At 46.2% G+C, this 24,727-nt stretch carries 15 protein-coding genes and 1 riboswitch; of the genes, 8 read left to right on the forward strand and 7 right to left on the reverse strand.

What is annotated here, in order from left to right; genetic code table 11:
- Positions 1-102: 102 nt before the first annotated feature.
- Together argA and A8140_RS12365 are read left to right on the forward strand one after the other, a co-directional pair.
- Entirely contained in the window at positions 103-1,440 is a 1,338-nt protein-coding gene (gene argA / locus A8140_RS12360; RefSeq protein ID WP_005529437.1) for an amino-acid N-acetyltransferase, read from the forward strand.
- 253 nt (positions 1,441-1,693) lie between these two features.
- A complete protein-coding gene (locus A8140_RS12365; RefSeq protein ID WP_005529439.1) occupies positions 1,694-1,879 on the forward strand; it encodes a hypothetical protein in 186 nt (61 codons plus the stop codon).
- A 33-nt stretch (positions 1,880-1,912) separates the two neighbouring features.
- On the opposite strand, the gene recD is transcribed toward A8140_RS12365, so the two are convergent.
- From recD to recC, 3 genes are all read right to left on the reverse strand, one after another.
- Complete coding sequence (gene recD, locus A8140_RS12370) at positions 1,913-4,090, reverse strand: exodeoxyribonuclease V subunit alpha (protein ID WP_005529441.1); 2,178 nt, start codon at positions 4,088-4,090, stop codon at positions 1,913-1,915.
- The gene (recB, locus tag A8140_RS12375) at positions 4,090-7,728 is read right to left on the reverse strand and encodes an exodeoxyribonuclease V subunit beta (protein ID WP_005529443.1); all 3,639 of its coding nucleotides are present in this window, start codon (positions 7,726-7,728) and stop codon (positions 4,090-4,092) included. The genes recD and recB overlap by 1 nt, the downstream gene beginning before the upstream one ends.
- Positions 7,729-8,049: 321 nt before the next feature.
- Complete coding sequence (recC, locus tag A8140_RS12380) at positions 8,050-11,523, reverse strand: exodeoxyribonuclease V subunit gamma (RefSeq protein ID WP_005529445.1); 3,474 nt, start codon at positions 11,521-11,523, stop codon at positions 8,050-8,052.
- A 366-nt stretch (positions 11,524-11,889) separates the two neighbouring features.
- On the opposite strand from recC, the gene A8140_RS12385 reads away from it, so the two are divergent.
- Positions 11,890-13,713, forward strand: a complete 1,824-nt coding sequence (locus A8140_RS12385) for a DUF3413 domain-containing protein (protein ID WP_005529447.1) — start codon at positions 11,890-11,892, stop codon at positions 13,711-13,713.
- Between the two features lie 254 nt (positions 13,714-13,967).
- Here the strand turns inward: A8140_RS12385 and A8140_RS12390 are convergent, their stop codons facing one another.
- Positions 13,968-14,942, reverse strand: coding sequence for a TDT family transporter (locus A8140_RS12390; protein WP_005529449.1), 975 nt, complete (start codon positions 14,940-14,942; stop codon positions 13,968-13,970).
- Between the two features lie 111 nt (positions 14,943-15,053).
- On the opposite strand from A8140_RS12390, the gene A8140_RS12395 reads away from it, so the two are divergent.
- A complete protein-coding gene (locus A8140_RS12395) occupies positions 15,054-15,947 on the forward strand; it encodes a LysR family transcriptional regulator (protein WP_005529451.1) in 894 nt (297 codons plus the stop codon).
- Positions 15,948-16,099: 152 nt separating this feature from the next.
- Here A8140_RS12395 and A8140_RS12400 read toward each other — a convergent pair whose 3' ends face one another.
- Positions 16,100-17,074, reverse strand: coding sequence for a TDT family transporter (locus tag A8140_RS12400; protein ID WP_005529453.1), 975 nt, complete (start codon positions 17,072-17,074; stop codon positions 16,100-16,102).
- Between the two features lie 335 nt (positions 17,075-17,409).
- Between A8140_RS12400 and A8140_RS12405 the strand changes: the two genes are divergently transcribed.
- The 4 genes from A8140_RS12405 (at position 17,410) to dapD (ending at position 21,256) form a co-directional block, all read left to right on the forward strand.
- Positions 17,410-17,709, forward strand: a complete 300-nt coding sequence (locus A8140_RS12405) for a YebG family protein (protein WP_005386503.1) — start codon at positions 17,410-17,412, stop codon at positions 17,707-17,709.
- Positions 17,710-17,865: 156 nt separating this feature from the next.
- Positions 17,866-17,940, forward strand: a riboswitch (Fluoride riboswitch).
- Positions 17,941-18,200: 260 nt separating this feature from the next.
- The gene (locus A8140_RS12410; RefSeq protein WP_038862733.1) at positions 18,201-18,893 is read left to right on the forward strand and encodes an iron-sulfur cluster assembly scaffold protein; all 693 of its coding nucleotides are present in this window, start codon (positions 18,201-18,203) and stop codon (positions 18,891-18,893) included.
- A gap of 23 nt (positions 18,894-18,916) precedes the next feature.
- Positions 18,917-19,900, forward strand: coding sequence for a GGGtGRT protein (locus A8140_RS12415; protein ID WP_005536128.1), 984 nt, complete (start codon positions 18,917-18,919; stop codon positions 19,898-19,900).
- 324 nt (positions 19,901-20,224) lie between these two features.
- Positions 20,225-21,256: a 2,3,4,5-tetrahydropyridine-2,6-dicarboxylate N-succinyltransferase gene (gene dapD / locus A8140_RS12425; protein WP_005536126.1), complete on the forward strand. Its 1,032-nt coding sequence runs from the start codon at positions 20,225-20,227 to the stop codon at positions 21,254-21,256.
- 125 nt (positions 21,257-21,381) lie between these two features.
- Here dapD and glpQ read toward each other — a convergent pair whose 3' ends face one another.
- Together glpQ and glpT are read right to left on the reverse strand one after the other, a co-directional pair.
- A complete protein-coding gene (glpQ, locus tag A8140_RS12430; RefSeq protein ID WP_005536123.1) occupies positions 21,382-22,452 on the reverse strand; it encodes a glycerophosphodiester phosphodiesterase in 1,071 nt (356 codons plus the stop codon).
- A gap of 54 nt (positions 22,453-22,506) precedes the next feature.
- On the reverse strand, positions 22,507-23,874 hold the full coding sequence (gene glpT / locus A8140_RS12435; protein WP_005536121.1) for a glycerol-3-phosphate transporter: 1,368 nt from the start codon (positions 23,872-23,874) through the stop codon (positions 22,507-22,509).
- Positions 23,875-24,727 lie beyond the last annotated feature (853 nt).

The following is a 24,727-nucleotide window of genomic DNA, read 5'->3' on the forward strand; positions in this document are numbered from 1 at the left end:
ACCACGCTCACGATGTTTGTACTTTATTCCAAAAAATTGGCTTGCCAACAATTGAATAAAAAGACAATATTAAAGCATAAATAAACACAAGGAATGGCTGTAGTGAAAATTCGTAGTACTGCTCTGGTTAAAGGATTCCGTCAATCCACACCCTATGTGAATGCACACCGTGGAAAAACCATGGTATTGATGCTTGGAGGCGAAGCGGTTGCTGATAAAAACTTTGGCAACATTATCAACGACATTGCTTTAATGCATAGCTTGGGCATTAAAGTGGTTGTGGTGTATGGAGCTAGACCTCAGATCAATCAACTACTGGAGAAACAGGACCTTACCACGCCATATCACAAAAACGTTCGTATCACAGATGAAGCAGCCCTTTCAGTAGTTATGCAAGCCGCAGGGCAACTTCAACTGGCCATTACTGCACGCTTATCTATGAGTCTAAATAATACGCCAATGGCAGGTACTCAACTGAACGTCGTGAGCGGCAACTTTGTCATTGCTCAACCGCTCGGTGTTGATGATGGCGTCGACTATTGTCACAGCGGCCGCATTCGTCGAATCGATACTGACGCTATCCATCGCACACTCGATCAAGGCTCCATTGTGTTACTTGGTCCAATTGCCAGCTCAGTCACAGGCGAATGCTTTAATCTGCTTTCAGAAGAAGTGGCCACCCAGTTGGCGATAAAGCTTGGAGCCGACAAACTGATTGGCTTCTGCTCAGAGCAAGGTGTGATTGACGATAACGGTAACGCCGTCGCTGAACTGTTTCCTATCGAAGCAGAGCATGTCATTAAGAAGCTTACTGAGAACACCGCACCAAACCCCGACTATAACTCCGGTACATTACGTTTTCTTAAAGGCTCTATTGCAGCTTGCCGTGCAGGAGTGCCACGAAGCCACCTTATCAGCTACAAAGTGGATGGCGCACTCATCCAAGAATTGTTCTCTTTCGATGGTATCGGTACACAAGTAGTGATGGCCAGTGCCGAACAGGTACGTGAAGCGGACATCGACGATATTGGCGGTATTTTAGATCTGATTCGCCCATTAGAAGAGCAAGGCGTGCTAGTAAGGCGTTCTCGCGAGCAACTTGAGCAAGAAATTAATAAATTCACCATTATTGAAAAAGACGGCTTGATCATCGGTTGCGCGGCTTTGTACCCATATATTGAGGAGCAAAAAGCGGAGATGGCTTGCGTGGCGATCCACCCAGACTATCGCGACGGTAATCGTGGATTATTGCTACTCAATTACATGAAGCACCGCTCTAAGTCAGACAGTATCAATCAGATTTTTGTCCTGACGACACACAGTCTGCATTGGTTTAGAGAACAAGGTTTCTATGAGGTGAGCGTCGATTATCTACCAGGGGCAAAGCAAGGGCTGTACAACTTCCAGCGTAAGTCGAAAATCCTCGCGTTAGACCTATGAGGAGGAACGAAACTCAGTACGTTCTACGACTAAATAATTATGCAAAGCTTTACATTGATATTGGTCGCAATTTAACCTTTTCAATATACATGCTGTTGGTTATACTCTGCGCAACAAACGGTCGTATTTCAAACAATCGACAAATGGATCTAGGTGAATAACTATCACCCTAAAGTGCGGAGCAAGCTTAGCTGCTCTGCATGACGCATCAAGGACAGTTGTTACTCTTACAATGAATAAGATGAGCACTGTTATGAAAACCATTATTTGCAACTCACTTCAAAGCTTCTGGGATATGGCGGATAACCATTTTCTGGGAGGGCTAGACGTCCACTGCGTATTTCCCGTCAATGACGCCACTAAAGATTTTATCTTGGCTTACCAACAGCAGTACAAAATTCGCAGCGTGTCATTTACCAATGCGTTTACACAAAATTAAAAAAGACCGAGCATCGCGCTCGGTCTTTTTGTTTTAACTAGATAAACGAGATACCAACCCACTCGCTCGAGTGGTTTTCACTTTAATACCGCGCTTGAGAACATTCATCTCAGCGAACATCGCAAGACGTTTCTTCGCGCGAGTAATACCAGTGTAGATCAGCTCGCGAGTGAGGATTGGACTGAAATCTGGCGGCAAAATCATTAGCGTGTATTCAAACTCACTGCCCTGTGATTTATGAATGGTCATCGCGTACGCGGTTTCATGCTCAGGCACTCGGCTTGGCAGCACCGACTTCACGCTTCCATCTGGCAGTTCAAAGAACACTTTAAGACGCGGTTCACCTTCGCTGTCGTCTCGCATACAAATGCCAATATCACCGTTATACAACCCCAAGCCATGATCGTTACGCGTGACCATCACAGGTCGGCCGTGATACCAAAGCTCGTCTTGGGTTTGAATCAACTTACGTGCAGCTAGTGCTTTTTCAATGCGTTGGTTTAAACCTGTCACACCAAAATCACCTTCACGAATGGCACACAATAATCGGCATTGGTTAAAGGTATCCAGCACTGCTTTGGCTTTGTGGGTTAGAGTTTCGGGCTCCCCAGTCTTCTGGTCAATCTCTTGCTGCCCGATGCGTTTTAGATAACGACCATATTCAGAGACCAAAGTCTGCATCATCTGATTGTAGTTTTGACTACTCAGTGCAAAATGCTCGATATCAGCAAAATCACGATTCCAAACGTCGTCTACTTTTGCAGCTGAGCCAGCGTTGACCGCTTTTGCTAGCTGGCCGATACCAGAGCGAGCGTCGAATCGGTAACTCTTTTGCAGCATACATAAGCTATCGGCAATAGAAGCATTACTATTGGTGCTGTACGCCAAAGTGTCAAAGCCTGTCAACTTCGCGACCGCAGACGCCTGCTCTTTGCCAAAGCCAAATGCATGGAACGAACAGATATCACCTAGCACCGCACCAGCTTCTACCGATGCCAACTGGTCTTTATCTCCGAGAAGAATCAAACGCGCATGCTTTGGCAGTGCATCCACAACTTTGTACATCATCGGCAGATCGACCATGGAGGCTTCATCCACCACTAAAATATCGAGGTGCAGCGGATTTTGTTTGTTGTGACGAAACTCTGAACTGTTTGGGATCGCGCCCAATAGGCGATGCAAAGTGCTCGATTCGGTTGGAATTTTCGCTTTAAGCTCAGGCTCCACTGGCAACTCTTGAATCGCTTTACCAATAGACTCCGTCAAACGCGCTGCCGCTTTACCTGTTGGCGCCACCAGCTTGATGGTGAGGTTTTTCTCTTGTCCTGCTTGCTCAATCAGCGCGGCAAGCAATTTGGTTACCGTGGTGGTTTTACCCGTACCCGGCCCACCAGAAATCACCGCAAAACGACGCGTCAGTGCCACCGCAGCAGCGACCTTCTGCCAGTTAACACAAGCTGATAACGGTACAAGCTTGTCCAGGACTTGCAATTCATGAACCTGTTTTGCTTGGCAGACCGCCGCATCAATGTCAGCCCAATCGAGACTGTCTACAGTGACCACATCCAAATGGTCACAGACTAATTGCTGGCGTAGCACCTGGTTGCTGGTTCCTGCCTCTACCGCCTTGGCTAATGCATTGAACAGAAAGTGGTACTGACGAGCAAACAAATGATGTAGCAACTCAGACAAACGTGTGAACTCTTGAGGTTGTAGGTTTACAGCCGCACTGAGTTGATTAAGTTTGTCCGCCAACGTCACTTCATAGTGCCAGTAACGATGTAAGTAGAGACGCTCGCCATCAAACATCATTGGCAAAGCTTCACCTTGAGTACCAACCAAAGGCGATACTTGCAGAAGCTCCACCCAATTGACGCCCTGCAGTTGAGTATTAAGCGCTAACGCAGACTCCCCAAATAGACCGAGCTTACTGGCAAGGTCTGTTGGCTGCCCTTGGCTGTCAAACAGAGGCAAGCAGATGTGCCCTTTGCCTAATTCACTGCTGACCACACCAGCAATAAATGCCAGTTCTTGGCTGTTCGCTTGTTGCTCAACTTGCGAATAGATAAAGCGCGCGAACTGGAAATCCAATTGGCGAATCGCCCCTTTTTTTGCCAACGATTCTAAAGTTGCCAATAGATCTCGTGTTGCCGCTAGATCTTTTGTTGCCAGAGGGCTGCTTTGCTCAGAAAGAAGATCATTGGTTTTCATCAAATTAACTCCATCTGACCAGATTCGCTGGATCGCGTGTCAGGTGCTTGACCATCAATCAAATGATCCATCTCTTGTAAAAATTCAAAGGTTGGCTTGGCAGAAAAAATACCATGATCACTTTGCCCATCCATACCACGCAAGAACAGGTAATAAACACCGCCAAAGTGCTGTTCATAATCATAATTTGGCAATCTGCTGCGTAAGAAACGATGCAGCGCCAAAGCATAGATTTGGTATTGCAGATCGTAACGATGATCCGCCATCGCCGACTTCAACACATCGCCATGATAGTGGAACACATCATCACCTAAGTGGTTCGATTTCCAGTCGAGGACGTAGTATTTGCCTTGGTGCTCAAACACCAAGTCAATAAAGCCTTTCAACATGCCTTGCACGGTTTGGAAACCCAAATCGCCCGCTTTAGCAGACAGCGGATCATGACGTTGAATCACGCGGTTCAATGCTGGTGCAGATAGCACTTCAATCGGCAGTAAGAATTCCATCTCAACCAAACGTTGCGCCGGACCTTTCTGATTGAGTAGCAGTGCTTTGCTATCCAAAGGCGTTGCCAGCACGGTATCAATCAACTGTTGCAGGATTGGCAGCCACTCTTCATCAAGCTGTTCACTTTCCATCAAGCCGAGGATGATTTGGGTGTTCTCTTCCGTTGTCGCGGGCTGAGTAAACTCAATTTCCTCAAATAAGCTGTGCAGAAAAGTACCCGGACGTGCGCCACGCGGGAAGTTGAAGATAGAGCGTTCTGGCTCAACCAATTCCGCCTCATCTTGCTCTTCTGAAGAATCGATATCAAAGCCGGTAATTTCAATCGTCGCGTCATGCTCGGCATGATGAGAACCTTGTTTAACCAAGCCCGAGTAACTGGTGATTCGCCAGTTTCTATCAATCGGGTTTTGCAGCTCTTTAGCTGTCAGTGCATCCAACTCTGTTTGCTCCGCAACATACATCTCGTCGTGCTGCTTTGGGGGATCACAAATCACGACATTATCGAGATTCTCTTGCTGCTTCTTCAACCCAACAAACAAATCGTTAATGCCGCCCTCTTGACCATTTTGCACCAAATAACCAATCGCACTGTGATGCACGCCAGTTGGCTCTTTGGTTGAGCGGCCATTGCGTAGTGGTGAAGCACCAATAAAGCAGGCATACACGGCACGCGTTAGCGCTACATAGATAAGGCGCAAGTCTTCAGCAAGGCGCTCTTTATCTGCCTGTTTTAACGACGCATCGTTACCCGTGATATCAAGCACGGTGCGATCGTTCTCAGCGTCGTAGTATTTGGCTTCACTTGCTTCTCGGTAACCAAACACAAATGGCAGGAAGACTAAGTCATATTCCAGACCTTTGGATTTGTGAATGGTGACGATTTGCACCAAGTTACGCTCTGATTCCAGACGTTGAATTTGGTCATCACTGCCACCCAACCCGTGCTCTGCATCGCTGATAGATTGTGCTAACCAACGCAGCAAGCCGTGATCGCTGTCTAATTCGTTACTCGCTTGCTGCAATAGCTCACCAATGTGCATCAAATCGGTAAGTACTCGCTCACCGTTTTCGCTTTGTGAGCTCGCCCCTTCTTCTAGCAGACGCTCAGCAATATGGCGCTTGCTGATCACTGCACGCAGCATAGGTAGCACGCCACGCTGCACCCAAAGTTTGCGGTATTCTTTGAACTCATTAACCGCATTTTCCCACACGGTTTCGTCGTTATTGAGGGCGTCTAAGCTGGCAGCATCCAGAGTGAATAATTCTGATGCAAGGCTGGCACGTAATGCTCTGTCATTTTCTGGCGTTAACACCGCTTGCAGCAAACGCTGTAAGTCTTGTGCGACAGAACTGGTAAACACGCTATCGCGGTTAGAAAGGTACACGCTGGCAATGCCTCGGTCTGCTAACGCCTGTTTGACCATGCGACCTTCGCTACCCGTTCGCACCAATACTGCAATGTCGCCCGCTTTAACTGGCTTCTGCTTTTCTCCATTGACCAAACACGCTTGGCCTTGTTGCGCCGCGGTCAAAATGGTTTGAATTTGGCTTGCTGTCGCCTCTGCCATAGCGGTGAGATATTCGCCTTTTGGCAGAGGTTTATCTTCCGCTTCTTGCAGCCAATAAGTCAGTGCAGGTTGCTTTTGACCACCCATGGTCCAAACGCGTTTGTCGGCACTTGGGCTGTAATCCACTGAATGGAATGGAATGTCGGAGTCATAAATAAACGGGCTATCTGGCAGAGCAAAAATCTGGTTCACTGCCAATACCATATCGGCACTTGATCGCCAGTTGGTGCCAAGCGTGTAGTGAGCACTAACTTGGTTACGTGCCTTGATGTAGGTAAAGATATCCGCACCACGGAAGCCGTAAATCGCCTGCTTCGGGTCACCGATCATAAACAAACCGCACTCAGGGTTATCCAAATAAATGCGGCTGAAAATACTGTATTGCAGTGGGTCGGTATCTTGGAATTCGTCGATCATCGCTACCGGATAAAGCGTGCGAATGCGTTCCGTCAGTAATGCGGTTTCATCGGTATCAATCGAGGCAGAAAGCTGAGTCAGCAAGTCATCGAATGACAACCATTGTTTCTGATTTTTTGCTTTTGCCAGCATCACGCGACAATGCTCAATCGCATGAGCTAACAATGGTGCTTTTAAGCTGATTGGGTTGGCAAGGAAGGCTTCTATCGCCTCAAACACCGAGTGCTGTGGCGCAGTGCCTTTCGGAGTTTTCTCGAATAACACATTCTGCGCGAACTTCTCCAGCTTATCTGGATATTCATAGCCCGTGGTTTCTGTTGCTGCCCATGTATTGACCGCTTCTAACCACGTGGGCAAAGACTTTTTGGTGTAGCTGCGTTTGTTGACATCGGAATCAGAAATCAACGCGAGGAAGTCATCTTGGCTATCACGCCACTGGGCTTTCAAAGCATCAATTTGCTTTAAGTTTTGCTCATGCAAATCGGCAAGACCACCTTGCATTGCAGGAACAGAGAGGCTTAGCGGCGCGCCCGTGAGGTAGTTACTGATGTCATACAGTAGATCCGATGGTGAGCCCCATAGTTGACGCACTTCTCCTGCCAAAGCGAATGGCAGAGGATAGAAGTTACGACGCCAGTAATCGGCAACCACTTGCGCTTTTAGGTGGCTTTCGTCCGTTACAAACTCATTGTTGAAACGACTACCAGATTCGAAAGCGTTTTGCGTCAGCATGCGTTGGCAGAAACCATGAATGGTGTACACCGCGGCTTCATCCATTTGGCGTTCCGCTTGCAAAAGGATCTCGGCGGCTTGCTTATGATCCTCGATTTCTTCCAACAAAGGTTGAATCACAGGATCTGAGCTTTGTCCGCGAGCGAATGCGATCCTCGCGTCGTGAATACGCGCACGAATACGATCACGCAGCTCCGCTGTTGCAGCTTCGGTAAAGGTCACCACCAGAATTTGATCGACGGTCAACGGCACGCGGTGCTTCGTATCGGCAGTGCCATGCCCTAGTAGGAGTCGCAGATACAAGCCTGCGATGGTAAAGGTTTTACCCGTACCTGCCGATGCTTCAATTAACCTTGCACCATACAGTGGAAAAGTCATGGTTTGCAGTGGAGTTGGAACTGACATTTGCGCCATAACGCTGAATCTCTCCGGATTATCGACTGACCGAACTGTGATCTGTCGTTAAAAATTCTATTTATATGTCTAACAAGTTGGAATATTTAGAGGTTAGTGGGATCTCACTCACGGTTATCCTGATCTTCAACCGCTAGTATGCGCGTCACGAGATGAGCACTGATAACAGAGCAATCACTTTAACGTATTGATAAATGATCAGGCTAAACACTCAAACGAATCATGGTCCCTCTGACCTTGTGGCCGTACAGCGAACGCCCTACAAAAAATAATGATTTTCTGGCGGCCACCCTACTCTCTTCTTTATCTAAATAATCCAACTTACTTTTCATCATCGGCATCCATCGCCGCCAGTCTTGCGCCTTGAAGAACCAATGCGGTCAGCATGCGAACTTCTGCTGCAAGCTCGTCATTCCAAGTAGACCAAATACGCGAAATATACGCGTTATTTCCCTCACCTGGACTCATATAGCCATCATTGAATGCATCCGCCATTTTCTTCAGCGATTTCTCTTCGTCATCAGCCCAGTGGCCACGACTAAAGCCCGCCTCAACACACGCCAGTGCTGTTTTCGGGAAGTATGGTAATGGCTTGGTCATGCCTTCAAAAAACAGGCGTACTAATTCAGCAAGTAGTTGTTTCGCTTGCGCAGCGTCTGCCATTGCTGGGTAAACTAAATGCACCGCGCCTTCCTTGCGGTCATAACCGATAACGTGGGTCTTTCTAGGCTGACCAGAGGCAGACATAGCAAGATGATCAATCCATGCAGCAAGGTAATCCTGCGCACGAATTTTACCGCTGCGGTAGCGAATCAAACCGGACTGATAGCACTGAGTTAGCCAACCAGTTAGACGGATGTTTTTTCCTTCACCAAGCACATCGAAGGTAAGATCGATTTCTAAATCGTCTTGCGGAGCACCAGATAAAAACGCCAACTTATCCACCAGCTCTTCCGCTTGCACGCGGTTGGTCTCAAACTCGATATCACCAAATGCACCAACCGGTAATTTGCCTTGCGCGCGTTGCTCACTCATAAAGTGCTTGAGCACGTCTGCTTTTGCCGATGGTTGAGCAATGGCGGTTTCAAGCAAGGTTTCCAGTAGCTCATCACGCATTTGATAGCTTTCTAGACCACCTAATACGAATGGCTCATCATCTTCCATCACAGGCAATGGCGGCTCGAACATCACTTTTAAACGGCGGTTAAAGAAATACTGTACCGGCAAACGCCAGAAGCGTTGTAATTCCACCAAATCCAACTCGATTGGGATGGTTGCACCGAGTAAGTAATCATCCAATGCGCGGTTAAACTCGCCACGCGCATGACCTTGTGATTGGTTGCTTTGGGTCAACGCCGCTGGAATCCACTCTTTGGCATAGCTTGAATGAGAACCTTGGAATGCGCTTGGGCTGAATGGCACCATGGCATGCACATTCACTAACTCATTAAGTAGCGTATCGCCGGAGTCATCGACTGGCAGGTCTTGATCGCCATCTAGGCAGTAGTTCTGATGGCAATATTCCATCAACTCCGACACCAGAACAGACGGCACGCGCTCAGTGTTGTCTTGGATAGAACGCCCAACGTAACTGATGTACAAACTTTGTTGCGCAGACAGCATGGCTTCTAAGAATAGGTAACGGTCATCGTCTCGACGTGAACGGTCGCCCGGTTTAGGGCGCCCTGTCATTAAGTCAAAACCTTCTGGTGGCATTGAGCGCGGGTAAACACCATCATTCATACCGAGTAGACACACGGTTCTAAATGGGATCGAACGCATCGGCATCAGAGTACAGAAGTTCACTTGTCCGGCAAGGAAGCGCTGGCTGACCCGTGTTCCTGACAGCTTGTTTTGTAGATACTGGCTAACAATAGAAGGCGACAAAGCATCATCAAATGCCGCATCGGTTAGCTGCTCTTTCAGCTGGCTTAAGGTATCTCGAATCGACTTAAGCGCCATTTCCCCTTCTAGCTCAACAGAGAAGAAGTCATCCAACATCGCCACCAAGGTTTCACGCCATGCATTAATGGACTGAACATGGGAAAGTTTGCGGCGATATTGGCTAATTTGTTGAATAAAGTGAGCTAACTTACCGGCCAGTTCTGCGCCCATACCTTGCACTTCATTGTATGGCGAGAGGCTACCCTCTTGCGCTTCAAACAAACCAGCAGACTCTGGCATCGCGTAACCTAGTAACATACGCTGGATACCAAATTGCCATGTGTTTTGGCGTGTTTCTGGCAGTTCAAATTCGCTGCCCGTATGGCTATCTAGCCCCCAGCGAATACCAGATTCTTCCACCCATAGTTTGGCTTGAAGGAAGTCATCTTCGCTTAAGTCGAATCGCTTCAAAATCGCCGGCGTTTCTAACAGCTCAAGTAATTCAGAAGCCAAACAACGTGTATTCGGTAAATTAACAAGTTGCATGAAAGCCGCCAAAATTGGGCTTTCTTGATCGGCCGTTCGGTCTGAAATCGAGTAAGGAATGAAACGCTCACCCGGCGCATTGCCGAATACCGCCTGAATCGCAGGGCTGTAGGCATTGATGTCTGCCACCATGACAATAATATCGCGCGGTTTCAGTGTCGGATCGGCATCGAACATCGCCAGAAGCTGGTCGTGTAGCACTTCCACTTCTCGCATAGGGCTGTGGCAAGAGTGCAAGCTCAGAGATTTGTCACCCAAACTCACCACTTGTTTGTGCTGGCTGCTGTCGATTTGCTCGTCGTCTTGGTGCTCTTCTAAATTAAGAATGTCAGCTTGAAGTTGATGAAGCAGACTGTCGCGCTCGACATCAACAAAAGCTTCTATCTCATGGGATTCGAGCTGCGACAACAGATACATGTTATCGCGCCCAAGTTTACCCATCGACGCCAACAAGCTGTTACCCACCACATCAGTATGCAGCTCATCCACTACGTTTTCTTCTAGTGAACCTTTTAACTGCTCACTCTCACCTTGCACTTCAGAATGGTCTTCTTGCCACACCACGTGCTGACGATGTTTTGCTGCTAAGCGAGCTAGGAATTTACGGTCACGTACTTCACCCCAGTAATAACGACAGGGGTTGGTAAACATCAAATGCACATCAATGTGTTCACCAATGGCTTTGAGCGCATCCATGTAACGTGGCGGCAGTGAAGAGATACCAAACACAAACAGACGCTTCGGCAGATGATCAAAATTGCCGTTGAAGTTTTCTAGCGTATCAATGAAGTGTTCGTACAAATTGGCACGATGATAAGGCGATTGCCCAAGGGTAACCGTGTGATCGTACAATGCTTGCCACAAAACCGGTTGCCATGGGTGCTCGTCTTCAAGTTCGGGCACCGTTTGCCCTGCTTCCCAGCTTGCAATCCATTCTGGACGATACACCAAATAGCCATCGAAAATATCGGCAATTTTCTCTGCCAATTGATAAAGCTTGGAGTTGTCACTGTCGTCCTGAAGATAACGTGCCAAAGGTTCGAATGACGCTTCGTTCAACAAACCCGGAAGCAAGTGCATCAGCTTCCACGTCATGGCTTCTTTGTTGAAGGCACTGCGCTTAGGCACATCAGCCAATACTTGGGTGAACATATCCCAAATAAAAGTCGCTGGCAGCGGAAATTCTAAGTTTGCCGCAACACCAAACTCTTTCGCCAATTCCATTTTTAACCACTGAGACATACCCGGGCTTTGAACCAGAATTTGCTCTTTTTCGAATGGATTTTCTAATGGATTGATGCGAATCAGTTCAACAAGAAGTGATTTGAGAACATCGACCTGATTGGAGTGATAGACAGTAAACAAAGTAAGTGCACCGAGCGCCAATGGAAACTGCTAGCAAGCTTAGCACAGCCGCATATATTCCTAGAGCGATCTCGATAGCTTAAATAACAAAAGGTTAGAGAACACCCGAACTCTGCGCAAATAACCAGCAACTGACATTTGTAAGTCACGTCTTACACGCAAATACAAAGCGTGACATCAGTCACAACTATTTCATGATAAAAAACACTGTTTTATAATTAACGCAAATATTTACAACAATACTCATCAAATTGAATATTGAGTGGGAAACGAAGAACTGCGGGGGTCAAATCGTTTTGATGTCACGCTAAACCACACTTTGTTCTGATTTGATAGGGATGAGAAAAGCACTGGAATACCAAAACTATGTTGCGCAAATTTTCTTCAAATGGCGCTTGGCTGATTGCATTTTTTGCTTGCTTTGCGCTTTATCTGTCGATCGCTTGTTACCCATTTTTGCTGTCAAACAACCAAGCAGAACCGCTCACCTTTCTGCAAGAATATTATTTACTTGCCACACAATTTGGCTGGTTGGGTTTAATTGCTCTTCCGCTGATGTTGGGTTGTTTATTACTGTCCTTTTTGCCGACGCGCATGTTCAGAGTCGTTGTGATCGCCATTGCAATCGCAATCTTGATCACGCTGAAAGTCGATATCCTCGTTTTCCAGCAATACAAACTGCACATCAATGGTCTACTGATCCGCATGTTCTTCGAAGGCGGTCGCGACGTATTTGAAATATCTTGGATGAGTTGGCTAGTTTTTATTAGCGACATTGCACTGCTCGCCATTGGTTTGGCATTCACTGTTTGGTTAGCCAATAAACTGGCTCAGAGCCGAGCAAAGTTCGTGATCGTGGCAGTTTGGTTTGGCTTGTTGCTGAGTACTCAGGTTATCCACGCCTATAAGAACGCGCTCTATGACGACGAAGTCAGCCAGTTCTCTAATAACTGGCCTCTTTACTACCCGTTAACGGCACGTAATTTTATCTATCGCCATCACTTAGTGGATGAAAGTATGGCTTCACAAAACCGAGTGGAGCTAAAGAATATTGAAAGCAGTTCACTGAACTACCCACTCGCCCCTATAAATGTAGAAGCGAAAGACAAGCAACCGAATGTGTTATTCATTTTGATTGATGCGTGGCGCTACAGTGACGCAATACCAGAGATCATGCCAAATGTCAGCAAGTTCAGCGAAAAAACGGCCAACTTCTCTCAACACATGAGCGGTGGTAACTCTACTCAGGCGGGCATTTTTAGTCTGTTCTACAGCTTGCCAGCAACTTACTGGGACAGCTTTTATGCGAGTCAAAAATCCCCCGTCTTCATGGATACCCTGCAAAATCAAGGCTATCGAATGGGTATTTTTGGTTCAGCACCATTAACTAGCCCGCCTTTATCGCGCACCGTCTTTAAGAAGGTGAAAGATCTCACCCTTAAGCAAACTGGCGAAACACAAATCAAACGTGACCAGCAGATCACCGATGAGTTTATTCAGTTTCAAAAGCAAGATAACGACAAGCCGTATTTCAGCTTCTTGTTTTACGATTCCGCCCATGGCACCAGTTTTCCAGAACCTGAATTCGCTAAGTTCAAACCTTATTGGGAGCGCGTCGATCATATTCTTCTGAACAACGATTTTGACGCCTCGCTTTACCATAATCGCTATAAAAACTCGTTGTATTTCATCGACAGCTTGATTGCAAAAGTGCTCAAAAATGTCGACTTAGAGAACACTATTGTGGTGATCACTTCCGACCATGGTGAGGAATTTAACGATCATAAGATGAACTACTGGGGTCACACGGGTAACTACAGTGACACTCAAGTGCATGTCCCGCTATACCTTTATCTTCCGGATCATCAGCCAGAACAGATCAACTATCGCACCACACACTATGACATTGTACCAACCCTAATGAACGAGCTATTCGACGTTAAAGGCGACACCCAATCGTATAGCGTGGGACAAGACCTATTTGAGAATGGTGTTCCGCGTGATTGGTTTATTGCGGGCAGCTATTACAACTATGCGCTGGTAGGGAAAGAAACCATGTTAGTGGTAAACCCTGGCGGGCACTCTCAACAAGTCAATAATCAACTGAAAGTGGATAAGGAACATCAAGTACCAGTGAACGTGATTCAAGATTCTCTCGATGAAATGTCACGTTTCTATAAAAAAGGATAAGAAGAACGCGCGCCTATCAGACAAGTAGGCATACCAGAGGAGAGTAAATTTCGAGTTGCCATCTTCTGCATGAGAACTCTCACTACAATGGCCGCGGTTACTAAAGTTTGATGTATTAAAATTGTATCTAATTTTCCGCCACCCTATTTGGGTGGCATTTTTTTATCTTCAGATAAGCTTTAGAACCCTCCCTACCGATACAAAAAAAGCCTCTTGGCGAGAGAGACCAAGAGACTTTGCTTTACGAGTAAGACTTATGCGTGATGTGTTGTCACTAAACGCGGTTGAATCAGTAAGTTATTGATGTATTGCAAACCTACGTAAGTCACCACAATCGTTGCCACAATCAATTCGATACCTGCTAGACCGCGAACTTGTTGTACATAGTGCGCTGCTAGGCCATTTGCTTCCATCCAATTTGCTGTTTTGAACAGAGCTGTCGCACCAATCACCATTGGGAAGGTAAACGCTGCGTAACCTGGGCTAAATGGCAGTCTTAGCAATTTAAAGAAGGCTAAGTATATGATGGCTGTCATCAATACCGCGATACCAAACAACAGAGCAATAATCACTGGCGAAGGCGTCGCTGTTACAGTTAGGTAACCAGCCAACGACAGGCTCGCTGGTGCCGCCATGATTGCCATGGTTGGTTTTGCTGCATCTGGAATTTCATGGGTGAACATGAAACGGTAGATCATCATTGGCAACATCACCGCGTAAGCCACCATACCGAAGACCAACGCACCGTGTGCAATTGGTGCAAGCACTGGGTTACCAGAAAAAGACACGTCTGCAACGATAATACCCACTGGTGGTACGAACCAGCTTGGCACCATGTGGTGTAGTTCGAAGTCTTTCGCGCGGTGGTACAAGAAGCTCACTAGGAACACGATATGTAGAGCTACCGCCACTAACCAAAGCACGTCACCTGCAACAGGGAAAAAGTGCCCTAATGAGTTTGAAACCACCATGGTTCCCATCGCGAAAGTGGGAACGACACTACCTACCACAGGGTGCGCAAGGTCTTGTCTCAACAAATGATTGTGAAAAAGAAACTTAATCGCCAAGATTGCTAATAATACACTTGCAATAACTGCGCTAATCCACTGTCCATAGCCATTTAATTCGGCGAAGTTTTCCCAACTCCAACCTAAGCTCGCAATACCAAGAGCCAGACCCGCCATTGGGGTTGGTGCTCCCATTACTTTTGCTTTTGTTCTTTGAATCATTACGACCTCAAATCTAGGCTAACTTTCTATGGGATGTATATTACTCTTGCACTTCGTTCCAATATATCTAATTATTTAAAACTAACGTTCAGATTTAATTAACGGAATATCATGCCTAGTCATATCTCTCTTAAACAACTGAAAGTTTTTACTACGATCACTCAGCACAAGACGCTAACTGCGGCTTCGGAAAGTCTGTTTCTTTCTAAGGCGGCCGTGAGTATGGCGTTGTCTGAACTAGAGAAACAAATTGGTCATCACTTATTTGATCGAGTGAACAACCGTTTGATTCTCAACCAAGAAGGACAAAAACTTCTGCCCCTCGCAGACGAACTACTCAACCGAGCTCGGGATATTGAGAGTGTGTTCGATGGCGACCAAACTTTATCAGGCTTGCTACGCATTGGTGCCAGCGACACCATTGGCAACCAAGTCGCACCTTACCTGTTAAGTGATTTTCGTGATGAAACGAATCACCAGTCGCAGAGTTTGTTCATCTCCAACTCTGCCCAGATTTGTGACATGTTGATCGCTTACGAACTCGACATCGCGCTCATTGAGGGCAAGACCATACACCCAGAGTTGGAATCAACGCAATTCAGTGAAGACGAAATGTGTGTGATTTGTCCGCCGGACTACCCTAACTTCGACGCAGGGCCTATCAGCCTAAACGAGCTCGAAGACACAGAATGGATTCTGCGTGAGGCGGGTTCTGGTTCTCGAGAGTTCTTTATGCGCGCCATCGCTCCGCGTCTAGAGCACTGGCATGAAGCTTTTCAGCTCAATACAACGGAAGCATTGATCAACTCAGTATCAGCAGGGCTTGGTTTAGGTTGTTTATCACGCCTATCCGCAGAGCCTGCAATTCGCGATGGTCGGGTAAAAATGCTCAACATGCCATTGGATATGAAGCGTCGCTTCTGGCTTTTGATCCACAAAGATAAGTATCAAAACCCACTACTACGTAAATTTATTGAGTTCAGCCAAACTTGGAGTAGCTCATAACCTTGAAACTGCTGAGGAAGCCGAAGTCAGAAGTACTTTTAGCGGCGTTTAGACTCTCGACTTAAATGACCTAAACAAGAACGCTTGCTCCTAAGAGAAACAAGTGTTCAGTTGAATTCCGTAATTGATGCTTTAGCGAAAGCGAGCATTGGCTACGAGCAGTCAGAGGTCAATCGAAGTTGTTTAATTAGGAGGTGGTTAACGTACTGAAAAGATACATAGCTAACAACTACAGTCGCGACAAGCAGCTCAAGCATTGCCATATCAGTTACTTGCTGAACGTAATGAGCAGCTAAGTTACTCTTTGCCATCCAATCTGCCGTTTTAAACAGCGCGGTAGCGCCTATCACCGTTGGGAAGGTAAATGCGGCAAAGCCAGGACTAAAAGGTAACCTCAGTAGTTTAAACAACGCCAGATAAATGATTACGGTCATTAGCACCGCTATACCGAATAACAGAGCGATAATTACCGGCGAAGGTGATGACACCACCGTCAGGTATCCCGCTAAAGATACACTTACAGGCGCTGCCATAATCGCTATAGTTGGCTTAGCCGCATCCGGAATTTCATGGGTGAATATGAAGCGGTTAATCATTATTGGTAACATGATGGCCTGGGATACCATACCAAAAATGAGTGTGAAGTATGCAATCGGTTCCAGTGTTGGGTTGCCAGAGAAAGAAAGACCCGCGGCGATAATCCCCACCGGTGGTACGAACCAACCTGGGACAAGTTGATGGAGCTCAAAGCCCTTAACACGATGACAGACAAAACTAATTAGAAACACGACATGTAATGCAACTGCAATCAGCCAAATTGTATCCCCCACGACGGGATAAAACTGCCCTACCGAGTTTGAAACTACCATCACGCCCATCGCAAAGGTCGGAACAACACTACCTGCAACGGGGTGGGCTAACTCTTCTCTAAGCATATGATTATGAAAAAGAAACTTAATTGCCAAAATGACCAGTAATACACTAGCAACAGCAGCACTCAACCATTGACCATAACCATTAAGTGGAATAACGTTTTCCCAACACCAACCTAAACTTGCAATTCCAAGAGCTAAACCGGCCATTGGTGTTGGAGCCGCTACTATTTTTCTTTTTGCTTTTCTTATCATTATTTATTTCACATTGGGTTATTTTTAAGCGTTAAAGTCTACTATTACATCTAACATTAGTATGTTTAGTAATTAAAAACGCTTGTTCACAATTCCTTAACGCAAACAACAAAACCACAACAAAACAAAGGATATAACATCATTGCACAGGATATGCTTTTTAAATATATGGATGGATCTGCAAAGCTTCGAAACATCATTAAACCGCCAAGCACAATAAATGTGCACTCGATTGAATTTATCTCTCATTATGAACGTTGACGCTAGACTTAATTGGTCAAAAACTGTATAAAAAGCCAGTATAAAATTTAACAAATTAACTTAGAGGACCAACCATGGCTGTAATCGTCAAGTACGTGGTAGAACGCAATGGAGAAGAGAAAATGACTTTTACCTCTAAAGCGGAAGCTGACGCATACGACAAAATGCTGGATATGGCGGACGAGTTATTCTCACTGCTAGGTAAGAGTGAACTTCTAGAAGATGAAGGTAAGCAAGAAGATCTTGCAATGTACCTTGCGCAAAACAAAGAAGAAGTGCTTTACGCTCTGGGTGCAAAACGTAAACCTGCACCAAAAAAAGCAAAGAAGCTTGAAGCTGTTGAAGAAGATAGCGAACAAGAAGACGCTGCATAAGCCTCTCATTTGTTTCGAGAAAACGCCGCATTATGCGGCGTTTTTTTATGCCATTCATCTATCGCCATATATCTCTAGCAATATAAAGAACCGATTTAATATCCCAAATTACTCTAAATTTCATGTTGCAGATTAGCGTGACTTAGATCTACTCTAAAAGCACACGGTGATGGGGTGCCACCAGAATCGAAAGATTCAAACCGCTTTAAAGCTAATGACTCCTACAGAAACGAAAACAGGTCAGCCCTGTTGGAAACGCTTTCACCTATATTGTGAGAGCAAGAGTTCTGTAGTGAGCAATTCAACTCTTCTCCAACCCCGCTCCTGTTTTCTCAAAAATTAAAAAGATATCCAAAATAGTTGTTAACTCAACAAGGCCATAAACGCGTAAGCCTCCTGAACATAGTTTTTCTATTTGATGGAGCGAACAAGAGCAGTCAACGCCGTTGAGTCTGACCAATATGCTGGATATCGTACACTGGGAAAACATTATGCAATACTCACACGAAATCCAATCAATGTGCCCGATTCAACGCGGCGATCTTCATGCATCTGCACCGATCCCTGTTGAAGGCGCAATGATAAATCCAAAAGACGTTATCGCGATTTCTGGTCTTAGCCACGGCGTTGGTGCTTGCGCTCCTCAACAAGGTGCAGCAAAACTGACCCTCAACGTTAAAAACGGCATCATCGAAGAAGCTTTGATCGAGACGATCGGCTGTTCTGGCATGACTCAATCCGCAGCGATGGCCGCAGAAATCCTAACCGGTAAAACCATTCTTGAAGCTCTGAATACCGACTTGGTGTGTGATGCTATCAACGTCGCGATGCGCGAAATTTTCCTTCAATTTGTTTACGGTCGTACTCAATCTGCTTTCTCTGAAGGCGGATTGGAAATTGGTGCGGCACTGGAAGACCTTGGTCAAACTCAACGCAGCCAAGTGGGTACTAGCTACTCAACTAAAGCAAAAGGCGTGCGTTACATGGAGCTGGCTGAAGGCTACGTAACAAAACTCGCGTTAGACGAAAACAAAGAAGTAATTGGTTACCAATATCTCAACCTAGGCAAGATGATGAAAGCCATCAACGAAGGCGTATCTGCTGCAGAAGCCGCAGACAAAGCAACGGGGACTTACGGTCGTTTAGACGAAGCCGTATCTACCATCAACCCACGCCAACAATAATTGCCACCAAGAGGAAAGAGATTATGAACACTCCAATTACTGAATCTGTACGTCGCACATTAGACGAAATGCAACTTTCTTCTCTGGAAGAGGCTTACCAATACTGTATGGAACGTGGTATCGACCCTAAAGCACTAGTGATGGACACTCAACCTATCGCGTTTGAAAGCGCTGCCGATGCCTACACACTGGGCACCGCTTTGGCGATTTTCCGCGGAGCAAAAACAGCAGAAGAAGCTGCAAACATCATCGGTGAAGGTCTTCAGGCATGCACAAAACCAGGCAGCGTCGCAGAGCAACGTCGAGTGGGTATCGGTCACGGCGCATTGGCGGCTCGTCTATTAAATGAAGAAAGTGGCTGTTTTGCTTTCCTTGCTGGTCACGAGTCATTCGCAGCGGCAGAGGGCGCAATCAAAATCGCATTGAATGTGAACAAATCACGTAAAAATCCGTTGAAAGTTATCCTAAATGGTTTGGGTAAAGACGCCGCTTACCTAATCTCACGCATTAACGGTTTCACTTACGTACGCACTCAATACAACTACCAAACTGGTGAGTTAGTGGAAGTAGAACGTCGTCGATTCTCGCAAGGTCCACGTGGTGAGATCCTTTGCTACGGTGCAGACGATGTGCGTGAAGGCGTGGCTATCATGCACAAAGAGCAAGTGGATGTGAGCATTACTGGTAACTCAACCAACCCGACTCGCTTCCAACACCCTGTAGCAGGCATCTACAAAGCAGAACGTAACCGTGAAGGCATGCCTTACTTCTCTGTGGCATCAGGCGGTGGTACTGGTCGTACTCTACACCCAGACAACGTGGCGGCAGGTCCTGCCTCTTACGGTATGACCGATACCATGGGTCGCATGCACGCCGATGCTCAGTTCGCAGGTAGCTCTTCAGTACCAGCGCACGTAGCGATGATGGGCTTCATCGGTATGGGCAACAATCCAATGGTTGGTGCAACGGTTGCACTTGCAGTAGAGCTCAGTGAGCCAAGCCTTTAATTCGATTTATCGCTTTACTATCCAAAGCCAGTAAATCCAACAAACCCAGTGTAGGGGGAGTGACTTCGGTCCTCCCCTTATTTTTTGCGATGTCCCCTTCTTCAACTTCACTGTGTCTCTGCCCAAAATCGGCCTGATATGGCTTTTGCGACACATTTCTCATCAGACAAACATATCTCTAAAAAGACAAAAGGTATCCATCTACAGACTTTCTCCATTTCCCCTCTTTAAACTCCCCAACACTCTCTTTATGATGGCTGACAACCTAATTATTTCTTGTCAGTGAACAGACGAGACACAAGACTCAACAAATGGAGATCAACTATGGCTTTCTTCTCTCTAGCCTTTGGTACGGCAACTAAAAACCGCGATGGCAAAATTATCGAAGCGTTTTTCCCAAACCCAGTTCTTAACCCAAGCGAAGCGCTTGTTAACGCACTAGCAGCAGTAGCAGGTTACGAGCAAGGCAACCAAGCTATCGAGATCTCTGCTGCACAAAGCGCAGAACTGGCAGCAGCATTTGAAGCAAACGACGATGCGGCAAACGCATCTTTCGCAGCAAAAGCAGCAGAATCAGCACAACCACTTGTACTGGTTATCCTTGCAACTGACGAGCAGCCACAAAGCGTTGCTGAAGGTTTCCTAAAACTTCAACTTATCTCTAACCGCCTAGTTCAACCGCACGGCACGGTACTAGACGGCATCTTCGGTCTACTACACAACATCGCATGGACTAACGAAGGTCCAATCGATCTACCTGAACTAGCAGAGCGTCAAATCGAAGCTCGCCTAGCGGGTCGTGCACTAAGCGTAGATTGCGTAGACAAGTTCCCTAAAATGGTGGACTACGTGGTACCAACTGGCGTTCGTATCGCTGACACTTCTCGCGTACGTCTTGGCGCACACGTTGGCGAAGGCACAACGGTAATGCACGAAGGCTTCATCAACTTCAACGCAGGTACAACTGGCGTGAGCATGGTTGAAGGTCGTATCTCTGCTGGCGTAGTGGTTGGTAACGGCTCTGACATCGGCGGCGGCGCATCTATCATGGGTACGCTATCTGGCGGTGGTAAAGTTGTGGTTTCTATCGGTGAAAACTCTCTACTAGGCGCAAACGCAGGTCTTGGTTTCCCAATGGGTGACCGTTGTACTATCGAATCAGGTCTATACGTAACCGCTGGCTCTAAAGTGCGCATGCTAGATTCTGCAGGCCAAGAAGTAGAAGTAGTGAAAGCACGCGATCTTGCTGGTGTTTCTGACCTACTGTTCCGTCGTAACTCTGTAACAGGTCAAATCGAGTGTCTTGCAAACAAGAGCGCGGTTGAACTGAACAGCGAACTGCATAAAAACAACTAATTCATTCGTGAATTAGCCCTACGAAAAATCCCCCAGCAGGAAACTGTTGGGGGATTTTTTATTGCCTGATAGATGGCACATTGTTACGACATGGCGTGTGACGTAATAATGAGCGTTTCAAACACTCAGTTTTTAGAACTTTGCTTGTTTAGAAAGCTCACCGCTTTATCAGGGAAGTCAGTAAACAAACCATCCACTTTCACCTGATTGTAGAAGATGTCCATCATGCCATCGAAGCTATCGGTGTAAGCAGGAATACGCCCCGGATCCGCTCGGAAAGTATAAGGATGAACTTGCAAACCTGCGTCTTTTGCCGCTTTCATCAGAGGTTTGATGATAATGTTATCCTTGGTTGATTTGTCATCCACCAACATTGGCTTCCAAGGACCAATTCCTTCCGCATATTCCGCGACCTTCTTCATACCATTGGCTTCAAACATCCAGTCATAACTGTATGGTGTTGCCTTGTCGCCTTTGTACTCCATGGTCTCGTTCCAGTCGGTGTAAGCCATGAGCTGAACGAGCTTTAAATCCATGTCCATTGCAGGCATGAGTTCACTATTAATACGCTGAAGTTCATTGGCATCAAAACACTGAAGGTACACTTTGTCGTCTTGTGAGTCGTAGCCGTACTGCTTTAAGACTTTAAGTACTGCTTTTGAAATGTCTTTACCTTCATGGCGATGGAACCACGGCGCTTTGATCTCAGGATAAATACCGATGTCATAACCCAGCGTTTTGTTTAAGCCTTGGATCAGCTCAATCTCTTCAGCAAAGGTAGGGACGGTGAAGTCTGATTTCCACATTGGGAATCGAGTCGCGTAACCTGCTACCTTGTCACCCTTATCATTGATTTTGAAGCCTTCTGTCACGCGCAGTGATTTGATTTCTGCCAACGTAAAATCAATCGCGTAGTAACGGCCATCTTTACGAGCTCGATCTGGAAAACGCTCAGCTACATCGGTCACGCGATCGAGATAGTGGTCATGCAGCACGACCAATTGATCGTCTTTAGTCATCACCACATCTTGCTCGATGTAATCTGGTTTCATTGCGTACGCAAGGGCTTTGGCTTCCAATGTATGTTCGGGTAAGTAACCGGACGCGCCACGGTGAGCGATAACAAGGGGCTGGGCAATAGCTCCGGCAGATAGGCTACACGCCAAAAAAGTAATGCATACTGACTTTATTTTCATTGTTATTTCCTTAACTTATTTGAAGGGGCAGTATTCCACTGCCCCTTTAAGGTTTTATGACGCCAATGCTTCTTTCTCACGCGCTTTTTGTTCGTGGTGAGCACGCTCGCCAAGAAATGCGTAAGTCAAACAAACGATGGACGTGATACATGAACCGATAAGGATGATAAAGCCGCCATCCCAACCAAAGTGGTCTACGGTGTAGCCAAGAATCGCGTTTGCCGCTACTGCACCACCTAAGTAACCAAATAGACCCGTTAGACCCGCAGCCGTACCTGCCGCTTTCTTAGGAGCAAGCTCTAGCGCATACAAACCAATCAACATTACCGGACCGTAAATCAAGAAGCCGATTGCAACCAGCGCCATCATATCGACTGCTGGGTTACCTGCTGGGTTGAACCAGTAAACCAACACAGCGACGGTGACTAACGCCATAAATAGAATACCGGCAGGAGCACGACGACCTTTAAATAGCTTGTCTGAAATCCAACCACACAATAGCGTACCTGGGATACCAGCCCACTCGTATAGGAAGTAAGCCCAAGAAGATTTATCAACCGAGAAGTCCTTCGCTTCTTTAAGGTATACCGGCGCCCAGTCCAGCACACCGTAGCGGATCAGGTAAACAAACGCGTTCGCAATCGCGATTGACCACAACAACTTATTAGAAAAGACATACTTGAAGAAGATTTCTTTCGCCGTCATTTCTTTTTCGTGTGACTTGTCGTAATCGTCAGGGTAATCGTCTTTGTACTCTTCAATTGGCGGAAGACCACAAGACTGCGGAGTATCTCTTACCGTGAACCAAATAAAGACAGCAACGAGCGTGGCAAAAAATGCAGGAACATAGAAAGCGGTGTGCCAATCGTCGTTAAATGCCCAAAGGCCAAGAATGAACATAGGGCCGATCAAACCGCCACCTACGTTATGTGCCACGTTCCAAACCGACACTATCTCGCCACGTTCTTTACGTGACCACCAGTGAACCATGGTTCGACCGCAGGCAGGCCACCCCATACCTTGGAACCAACCGTTTAGGAACAATAGAATAAACATTGCGGTAATGCTGCCAGTCGCCCAAGGCATAAAGCCGAAACAGAACATCACCAGCGCTGACATTAATAGACCGCCACTTAAAAAGTAACGAGGGTTAGAGCGGTCAGAAACACTGCCCATTAAGAATTTTGATAAACCATAAGCAATAGATACTGCAGCTAAGGCAACACCTAGATCACCACGGCTAAAGCCTTGTTCAATTAGGTAAGGCATCGCCAAGCTGAAGTTTTTACGGACCAGATAGTAGCCTGCATAGCCAACAAAAATGCCGATAAAGAGTTGCCAACGTAAGCGAGAATAGGTGCTATCGATCTTGTCGGACGACAAGCGATCAATGTGCGCCTTGGGTTTGAATATTCCAAACATAGGAACCTCATAATTATATTGAGCGATGGTAAGGAGTCTTAAATCGCGAACGAGCAAAAAGGAGTTTCGTTCGAAAGTTGGTGCATTTTATGAAATTCGATTTTTATTTCTGTGACAAATGTTGCACAAGAATTAAATTTCAGTAAATACAGAAAATTAGAGACTTTAAATTAGACTGCGCTTCCACTTTAACCAAATTTCGTTACTATTCGCATACAACATTAAATGCGAAAACGAACAAATTAACCGCAGTTTTAAGCAAACCAAGCACTCAAACAACCACAGAATTAGGATAAAAGGTTGAGTTTGAGCAACTGGACACAATTAACGCCAGTCATCAAGGCTAAATACGGGGTGTTGCCACAATGTCATTCCATTAACAACTGAGGTTGATGTCGCTCTCACACTCACTAAAGCTCATTGAGGCATGCTTTCGACGTTAAAGCTTACTGACCAGACCTAAGGAAGGCCCCCTTCTCTTAGCCGTGTATGAAAGTAGAGTATCGAGTCAATAAGTATCAGCAATCCCTTATCATCATTGGTGTTAGCTAGCTCTTTAGGGTTAGTTTTCAACCAGTAATCTGAACAATTTACCACCATTCACGAAGCAGCTTCACAAAACTCCTCTTACCAGTTTGTGCATTGATTTTCACATCGGTAGTTTTAAACCGAAAAATCGAAGTAGAAGCTTCTGAATAGTTTTATCGAGTTTCCTTTTTGAGCAAAAGATGCGTCAATTAACAAAAACGAAGAGTTTGATTAACAAATCCATGCTCAAACGCTCACTTTTGCTGCTCGTTTGTTTTCGCAAACGTTTACATATGCACAATAGAATCGTGCTAAATAAGCATAA

It is taken from the genome of Vibrio campbellii CAIM 519 = NBRC 15631 = ATCC 25920, from assembly GCF_002163755.1.
Classification (GTDB): Bacteria; Pseudomonadota; Gammaproteobacteria; order Enterobacterales; family Vibrionaceae; genus Vibrio; species Vibrio campbellii.

What these genes read in the sequence shown, in the direction of transcription:
- A8140_RS12415 (WP_005536128.1), top strand. Translation starts at nt 18,917, where the DNA reads ATGAACACTCCAATTACTGAATCTGTACGTCGCACATTAGACGAAATG.
- recD (WP_005529441.1), bottom strand. Translation starts at nt 4,090, where the DNA reads ATGAAAACCAATGATCTTCTTTCTGAGCAAAGCAGCCCTCTGGCAACA.
- recB (WP_005529443.1), bottom strand. Translation starts at nt 7,728, where the DNA reads ATGGCGCAAATGTCAGTTCCAACTCCACTGCAAACCATGACTTTTCCA.
- glpQ (WP_005536123.1), bottom strand. Translation starts at nt 22,452, where the DNA reads ATGAAAATAAAGTCAGTATGCATTACTTTTTTGGCGTGTAGCCTATCT.
- dapD (WP_005536126.1), top strand. Translation starts at nt 20,225, where the DNA reads ATGGCTTTCTTCTCTCTAGCCTTTGGTACGGCAACTAAAAACCGCGAT.
- glpT (WP_005536121.1), bottom strand. Translation starts at nt 23,874, where the DNA reads ATGTTTGGAATATTCAAACCCAAGGCGCACATTGATCGCTTGTCGTCC.
- A8140_RS12395 (WP_005529451.1), top strand. Translation starts at nt 15,054, where the DNA reads ATGCCTAGTCATATCTCTCTTAAACAACTGAAAGTTTTTACTACGATC.
- A8140_RS12400 (WP_005529453.1), bottom strand. Translation starts at nt 17,074, where the DNA reads ATGATAAGAAAAGCAAAAAGAAAAATAGTAGCGGCTCCAACACCAATG.
- A8140_RS12405 (WP_005386503.1), top strand. Translation starts at nt 17,410, where the DNA reads ATGGCTGTAATCGTCAAGTACGTGGTAGAACGCAATGGAGAAGAGAAA.
- A8140_RS12385 (WP_005529447.1), top strand. Translation starts at nt 11,890, where the DNA reads ATGTTGCGCAAATTTTCTTCAAATGGCGCTTGGCTGATTGCATTTTTT.
- A8140_RS12365 (WP_005529439.1), top strand. Translation starts at nt 1,694, where the DNA reads ATGAAAACCATTATTTGCAACTCACTTCAAAGCTTCTGGGATATGGCG.
- A8140_RS12390 (WP_005529449.1), bottom strand. Translation starts at nt 14,942, where the DNA reads ATGATTCAAAGAACAAAAGCAAAAGTAATGGGAGCACCAACCCCAATG.
- A8140_RS12410 (WP_038862733.1), top strand. Translation starts at nt 18,201, where the DNA reads ATGCAATACTCACACGAAATCCAATCAATGTGCCCGATTCAACGCGGC.